At 73.0% G+C, this 7,116-nt stretch carries 8 protein-coding genes; 4 read left to right on the forward strand and 4 right to left on the reverse strand.

Going from position 1 to position 7,116, the window contains the following annotated elements:
• Nucleotides 1-163: 163 nt before the first annotated feature.
• Nucleotides 164-1,003 (reverse strand): class II glutamine amidotransferase, encoded by an 840-nt coding sequence (locus tag ACFXA3_RS20730; protein WP_385188705.1) that lies wholly within the window; start codon nucleotides 1,001-1,003, stop codon nucleotides 164-166.
• A 563-nt stretch (nucleotides 1,004-1,566) separates the two neighbouring features.
• Here ACFXA3_RS20730 and ACFXA3_RS20735 point away from each other — a divergent pair.
• Nucleotides 1,567-2,214: a DUF4360 domain-containing protein gene (locus ACFXA3_RS20735; RefSeq protein ID WP_385188691.1), complete on the forward strand. Its 648-nt coding sequence runs from the start codon at nucleotides 1,567-1,569 to the stop codon at nucleotides 2,212-2,214.
• 48 nt (nucleotides 2,215-2,262) lie between these two features.
• Nucleotides 2,263-2,949, forward strand: coding sequence for a DUF4360 domain-containing protein (locus ACFXA3_RS20740; protein ID WP_385188693.1), 687 nt, complete (start codon nucleotides 2,263-2,265; stop codon nucleotides 2,947-2,949).
• A gap of 104 nt (nucleotides 2,950-3,053) precedes the next feature.
• On the opposite strand, the gene ACFXA3_RS20745 is transcribed toward ACFXA3_RS20740, so the two are convergent.
• The 3 genes from ACFXA3_RS20745 to ACFXA3_RS20755 all read right to left on the reverse strand — a co-directional run bounded on the left by ACFXA3_RS20745 (nucleotide 3,054) and on the right by ACFXA3_RS20755 (nucleotide 5,705).
• Nucleotides 3,054-4,469: an Ig-like domain-containing protein gene (locus tag ACFXA3_RS20745; RefSeq protein ID WP_385188695.1), complete on the reverse strand. Its 1,416-nt coding sequence runs from the start codon at nucleotides 4,467-4,469 to the stop codon at nucleotides 3,054-3,056.
• 233 nt (nucleotides 4,470-4,702) lie between these two features.
• Complete coding sequence (locus tag ACFXA3_RS20750; protein ID WP_385188696.1) at nucleotides 4,703-4,930, reverse strand: DUF6296 family protein; 228 nt, start codon at nucleotides 4,928-4,930, stop codon at nucleotides 4,703-4,705.
• 109 nt (nucleotides 4,931-5,039) lie between these two features.
• On the reverse strand, nucleotides 5,040-5,705 hold the full coding sequence (locus ACFXA3_RS20755) for a 1,4-alpha-glucan branching protein (protein WP_385188698.1): 666 nt from the start codon (nucleotides 5,703-5,705) through the stop codon (nucleotides 5,040-5,042).
• Between the two features lie 186 nt (nucleotides 5,706-5,891).
• Here ACFXA3_RS20755 and ACFXA3_RS20760 point away from each other — a divergent pair, with 186 nt between their 5' ends.
• A complete protein-coding gene (locus ACFXA3_RS20760; protein WP_385188700.1) occupies nucleotides 5,892-6,311 on the forward strand; it encodes a ribonuclease domain-containing protein in 420 nt (139 codons plus the stop codon).
• A gap of 118 nt (nucleotides 6,312-6,429) precedes the next feature.
• Nucleotides 6,430-7,116 (forward strand): hypothetical protein (locus ACFXA3_RS20765; protein WP_385188702.1); only part of this gene is annotated, 687 nt, incomplete at its 3' end.

Here is a 7,116-nt window from a genome sequence, read left to right on the forward strand (position 1 = left end):
CGCCACCCCCGTGCGCTGGCCGCGCGTCGACGCCTTCGGACCCCGCGGGGGGGCCCCCCCGGGGGGCCCCCGCGCCGCGGCACGGGCGCTGGGGCGGGGGATCCGCGGGGGGGGGGGGGTGCCGCCCCCCCCGCCCCCCCCCGGCGGCCCCGCACGGCGCGGTTCAGGGGAGTTCGGGGATGAACGGGAGGTAGTCCTCCGTGGCCGCGGACGGCAGCACCGCGTAACTGGCCTCGGGCAGTTCGTTCCACACGCCCGGGAGGTCGCCGAGGGGTTCGGAGACCACCAGGCGGGTCGCGTCGGAGACCTCCCGCAGGTACGGCAGCTCCGGGTACAGCTGCCGTACCGTTTCGGCTTTGCTGCTGTAGAACAGCGAGCGGGACTTGCCCGCGCTGGAATACCGGAAGGCCCACACGCGCTCGCCGTCGCTGACGGCGATCGTCATCTGCATCGGGTCGGCGACGCCGTGCTCCTTGCCGAGCCGCTCCACCAGACCCGTCATCCGGGCGACCGCACCGGGCACGTCCTGGTCGAGACCGAAGGTGACGGCCAGGTAGAACATCACCTCCGAATCCGTGGACCCCTCGATGCACGAGAACAGGGCCGGGTCGACGGCCATGCACAGATCGCGCTGGAGGCGGTGGAAGTCGGTGATGGCGCCGTTGTGCATCCACAGCCAGCGGCCGTGCCGGAACGGGTGACAGTTCGTCTGCTGGATGGCCGAACCGGTGGAGGCGCGCACATGGGCGAAGAACAGCGGCGAGCGGACGTGCGCGGCCAGCTCCCGAAGGTTGCGGTTGTTCCAGGCCGGTCCGATGTCCCGGAAGATCGCCGGGGTGCCGTCGCCGTCGGCGCTGTACCAGCCGATGCCGAAACCGTCACCGTTCGTCGACTCGACGCCCATCCGTGCGTGCAGGCTCTGGTCGATCAGCGAATGTTCCGGCTGGTAGAGAACGGCGTCGAGCAGCATCGGTGAACCGGAGTAGGCGAGCCAGCGACACATCAGCACCATCCCTCTCCTGAGCCTCGTACGAGCCTATCGCGGCCCGGCGCGCGCCGCCCCGTGCCGCTGACGTGACCGCCCTTCGGCGCGGGAGGATCCACCGGCACCTGCCGCGGTCACCCTCGGTGAGGAGTACGCCCCCTTCCGTCACCGCCGGTGTGCAGGCGGGTGGCCGCCGGCGACGGGACGCGCCACGAAGGTCCGGCGCGAAGGATCCGGGCACGGACATCACGCTCGACCTCACGGTCTGGTGCAACGCCGAGGAGCCGAAGAAGAACTGAACCGGGGGCCGGTCCGCCGTCGCACACGCCCGTCCCGGATCCGGTCATTGTCGGCCGGAGGGCGCGCCGTGCGGCGGGGCTCCGGCGCGGGGGAGTACGGCTGATGGGCGGGGGCGGAGAAGATCCGCGGCGGAATGCGGAATTCGGCCAGCGCCCGGCGGCGGGGGCCGTTGTCCGTATCGCGTCCTTCCCAGTACGCAATCGCTGTGGTGGCATGTGCATGCCGAAATTCGAAGCGGTTCCGGTTCCGGTTCCGCGCGGCGATTGAATGGAGAAACGAAGATGTTGCTCCGCAGACTCACCGCAGGCGCCGCCGTCGCGGCCCTGTCCGTGCTGGCCGCCCCCGCACACGCCGAGGGCGCGGACACGCCGCCGCCCGGCAGAATCACCGTCGACGTGGTCGGCGTGAACGGTTCGGGGTGTCCCCAGGGGACCGCGAGCGTCTCCGCGGCCTCCGACAACACCGCGTTCACCGTCACGTACAGCGACTACCTGGCCCAGGCCGGCGCCGGCTCCGGCGGCACCGACTTCCGCAAGAACTGCCAACTCGCGCTGCGGATCCACGTACCGCAGGGGTTCACGTACGCCATCGCCCGCGCCGACTACCGCGGCTTCGCCCACCTGCAGCGCGGGGCCTACGGCCAGGAGCGCGCGAACTACTACTTCCAGGGCATGGCCCAGACGGCCCGCACGACCCACCAGTTCAGCGGCCCGTACTCCGACAACTGGCAGGCGAGCGACCAGACCGAGTACGCCGACCTCGTCTGGGCACCCTGCGGCGAGGAGCGCAACCTCAACGTCAACAGCGAACTGCGGGTCTACGCGGGGACGTCGAACCCGCAGGCCCTGAGCTTCATGAGCATGGACTCGACGGACGGCAGCGTGAGCACGGTCTACCACTTCGAGTGGAAGGAATGCCCCGCGGCCTGACGCGGCGTGAGCGCAGGAATCACCGATCGATGGTCAGGAGTGACAACGATGTCTCCTTCCCTGTCTCGTACCCTGCTCACCGGTGGCGCGGCAGCCGTGCTGATCGCCACCGCCACGACGTCCGCCGGAGCCGCCGGCCACATCCCGCAGATCACCGCTCCCCCCGACAAGATCGTGATCGAACTCGCCACCGTGAACGGATCCGGCTGCCGGGAAGGCACCGCCGAGGTGGCCGTCGCGCCGGACAACACCGCCTTCACCGTCACCTACAGTGACTACCTCGCCCAGGTCGGACCCGGTGCCCCGCCGACGGCGTTCCGCAAGAACTGCCAGCTCAATCTCCGCGTCCACGTTCCTTCGGGATTCACCTACGCGATCGTCCAGGCGGACTACCGCGGATTCGCATTCCTCCAGCCCGGAGCATGGGGTCAGGAGCGCGCGAACTACTACTTCCAGGGAATGCCGCAGACGACGCAGCGCACCCATCAGTTCAACGGTCCGCACAACGACAACTGGCAGGCGACCGACACGACGGAGTATTCGGATCTGGTCTGGGCCCCGTGCGGGGAGAAACGAAACTTCAACATCAATACGGAACTGCGCGTGAATGCGGGCACGTCCAATCCGCAGACCGCCACCAGTTTCATGGCCATGGACTCCACCGACGCGAGCGTGAGCACCCTCTACCACCTCGCCTGGCAGGTCTGCCCCACCCCGAAACACCCCGCGCCCTGACGGACCGTCCCCCGACGGGCCCTCCCCGCGCCTGACGTCCCCCGCCCGGCGCCCCGCGCCGTACCCGGCTCCGCCGCCGGGCACGGCGCGCGGCCGCGGTGCGCTCAGGTCAGGGGGCGCAGCCGGGACGAGGCCGCCGGAGCCGCCGCCGGGAGGGTGGCGGCCGGGACGGGCGCGGACGTGCGGGCGCTGCCCGCCTGCCAGGCCCGCCAGTCCAGGTTCCAGTCGCCGAAGCCGTTGTCGAAGGGAGCCATCTGCTCCCCCTCGCTGTTCACCACCTGCACGACGTCGCCCTCCCGCACCGTCTGGAAGAACCAGGCCGCGTCCGCCGTGCTCATGCCCGTGCAGCCGTGGCTCACGTTCTCCTCGCCCTGCGCCGCGACCGACCAGGGTGCGGCGTGCACGTACTCGCCGCTCCACGTCACCCGCGTCGCGTAGAACACCGGCAGGTCGTAGAACTCGCTGGTGCCGCGCTTGATGCCGACGGTGTCCCCGCGCATCCGGACCTGGTACTCCTTGCCCAGCACGACCTTGATGCCGCTGCGGGTCCGGAAACCCGCCTTGCCGGTGGTGACCGGGATCGTCCGGATGACCCTGCCGTTGCGGCGCACGGTCATCTCGTGCTCCCCGGCGTCGGTGACCGCCTCGATCCGGTCCCCGACGGTGAACTCCGTGGAGTCGGAGGGCCCGCCGTAGCCGTGGTCGCCGACCTCCACCCCGTCGAGACCGCTCGTCACGCGCACCTCGGCGTGCGCGGGCCAGTACGTACGCGGCCGGTAGTGCAGCGTCGCATCGTCCACCCAGTGCCAGCCGCCCTCCACCGCCGGCTCCGAGGTGACCTGGAGCGCCCGCTCCACCCGGGCCCGGGCCGTCCGGTCGGCGGCGGGAACCGGGCGGCTCAGGGCGGCCGTCACGATCTGCCCCGCGCCGTACGTGCCGGGCCTCGGCCCGAACTCCACCGTGAGCCGGCCCCCGTCCCGGGGCGGCGCGGTCCGGAAGGCCATCGTGACGCCGACCGGGGTCCCGGCCGCGTCCTGGGCGCCGACGCTGACGGTGTAGAGCTCACCGGCCCGCAGCGGCTCGGTGTTGGTCCAGTGGCGGCTCCGGGGGGCCAGTTCGCCGCCCACGTAGCGCCCGTGCCCGTCGTGGACGGTGACGTCGGTGAGCTGTCCCGCTTCGGCGAGCGCGATGTCGAGCGGGCCGCCGGAGTTCGTGGGCAGGACGACCGTGCGCGCCGCCCCGTCGGCCGTGCGCGCCGCGGGACCGCGCAGCACCGACCCGGCGCCCCGGGCGGTGGCCCGTACCCGCTGCTGCCGCCAGCCCGTGCACAGCCCGTCGCGGAACCCCTCCACCGCGCACCGTGCGGCGATGTCGCCGTCCCCCTGGTCCAGGGCCCGGCCGACGAGCAGGGTCACGGCGGCGTCCGGGCCGCCGGCGGCCCGCGCCGCGGGATCCTGCTCCGGAGCCCGGCCCGGCGCCGCGGCGACGGCGAGCGCCGCGCCCGTCACGGCGGCCACCACGCTCCACGTCCTGCTCCGTCGTGCCCGTCGTTCCTTGTGTGCACGGTGCGTCGATGACATCGCCACGCAGCCTTCCCAGCTCGCCCACGGCCCGTTGGGAGCATCAAAGCGACTGCGCGGCCTAAAGATGATCATCCGCTCGGCCGGTGCGACCGAACGGGCACGCAAGAGAACTCGTACGGAGCAACGGCGGCGGCCGGGCCCCCGGTTGCGGGCGGCGCCCGGCCGTGCTGTCAGGGGAGGGGGCGGACGCGGACCACGCGGGCCGGGTCCTGGCCGCCTCCGGACGCCAGGATGCGCACTTCCTCCTGGTCGCTGATCTCCGCCCGGACGATGCCGGTCGCGTCCGCGTAGACCGGGTGGCCGCCCGGACCGGCCTGGCCGGTCGCGGTCACCACGACGACGACCACGCAGGTCTCCGCGCCCTCGGAAAACACCAGCTCATAGCGCTGGGAACTCATCCGCGCCCTCCTCTGCCAGGCGAAAGGGTCCCCCGGTACCTCCTCCATGATGCGCGCGGGGGACGCTCCGCGCCGCCCGCACCCGGGTTGCGCGCGACCCGTGCGTCGGTCAGGCGCGCAGCACGGCGTACCGGCCGCGGGCCTTCGTGCCGTCCGGCAGCGTCCACTCCGCGGTGACGTGCCCCAGCAGCGGTTCCGCGGCCGGGTCCTGCTCCGGCGCGGGCAGCAGGACGCGCTGCACGCGCAGGGTCAGCCGCCCGTCCGCGGTCCGGACGAGCACGTCGGAGGCGTCCGGGCCGGGGGAGACCTCCAGGACGTCGACCGGGCCGGGCCGGCCGGGCGCCGCGGACCAGCCGGTCACGGACGGGTCGGGCGTGTCGCTCTCGCTCTGCGCCTGCGGCTCCGCTCCGCCGCGCACGAGCGCGTACAACCGCTCGACGAGGACGGGGTCGTGGGTCCCGTCGTAGATCCACCGGCGCCCCAGCACCCCGTGTTCGGAGGTGCCGATGAGGGCGTGCTCCGCGCCGTGCAGCGGTGCCCCGCGGTACGTGAGCGGTACGTGGTACGTGGCCCGGTGCTCTCCCGCACCGTCGGTGACCGCCATGAACTCGATCCCGACCTCGCCCCGGGGATCGTCGATCCGGAAGCCGCCGGCCTTGACGGGCTGCGGTGCGGTCCCCGCCTCCCCGCCCCGGTACCAGGGCTGAGCGGGAAGCCAGGAAGCGAGCAGCTCCAGCTTCCCGGGGGTCATCGTGGTCCGGTGGATGACGGCCATGGTGTGGCACCTCTCTCGGTCGACTGGTGATCATCCTGCCACCGGCGCCTCGCGGGGCTCAGGTTGCGCCCGTCTTAAGCGGCGGCGGCGACCGTGCCACGCGCGGCACACGGGAGTTGAACAGGCAGGAAACTCAGCAGAGTTGGCGTTGACGGGCGTGGCTCTACGCGCGTCATCATGGGCCGCATGAGAATCCCCCCACGTTTCGTGGCCCTCGCCGGCGCCGCGGCCGCCGCCGCCGCGCTCCTCACCGGACCGACCGCCTCGGCGGCCCCGGCACCCGCGTCCGCCCCCGCCTCCGTCTCCGCCTCCGCGGCAGCGGTGGGCAGCATCTGCTACTCGGCCCTGCCGTCCCAGGCGCACGACACCCTCGATCTCATCGACGAGGGCGGCCCGTTCCCCTACGCGCAGGACGGCGTCGTCTTCCAGAACCGCGAGCGGCTGCTGCCGGCCCACGGCTCCGGCTACTACCACGAGTACACCGTCATCACCCCGGGCTCGCCGACCCGCGGGGCGCGCCGGATCATCACCGGGCAGCAGTGGGAGGAGGACTACTACACCGCCGACCACTACGCCTCCTTCCGGCGCGTCGACTTCGGCTGCTGATCCCTCCCGTTCACGCACAGACCGCCCGGCGGCCCGGACCCCGGCGACGCCACGGGGCCGGGGTTCCGCCGGGGCCGGTGTGACGGTACAACTTCCCCTGGGATCAAGGGGGATGCGGATGAGTGAACGGCGCGCGGGCCGGACCGGTGCGATCACGGAATGGCTGTTCGGGGCCGCCGGCCCGGACGGGCCGCGGACCCTGGCCGAGGCCCTCGGCCTCGCCGAGGAAGCGCCCGGCCTCCAGCGGCTGCGCGACGCGGAGCCGCAGCAACTGGCCCGCATCGAACGCCTCCACGCGGCCGCACGGCGCGCGTTCGAGCGGCGTACGGGCGAAGCCGTGTGCCGGGCGCTGGAAGCGGCCGTACGCACGGGCGTCCGGGAGGCCGCGGCCGCTCCCGCCGGGCGCCCCGGAACGGACCGCCTCCAGGCCGAAGCCGATGCCGCCGCGCAGCGGCTCGCGGCCGACGCGGCGCTCGCCGCCGGCCGAGGCCTCAACACGGGCCTCGCCTTCGGCATCCTGCTCAGCCCCGTGGTGCTCGTACTGGCCCTGCTCGCAGGGCAGTTCCTGCCACGGCTGTTCCACGGCGGCATCGGCTGCCCCGAGGAGCCGGTCCTGGTGAACTCCCTGGTCTGCTTCGCGGGCGGGGCGATGGGCGCGGTCTTCAGTGTGATCATCCGGCTCCGCGACGCCTACCAGCTGATCCGTCCGGCTCCCGGCCGCACCGCGTCCGCGGACGTCCCGGCGGACCCGGTGCAGCTCGCCCGGATGATGCGCCAGGAAGGCTGGTACCGGGTGGTGGTGGGC

It is taken from the genome of Streptomyces sp. NPDC059456 (assembly GCF_042750055.1).
Lineage (GTDB): Bacteria > Actinomycetota > Actinomycetes > Streptomycetales > Streptomycetaceae > Streptomyces.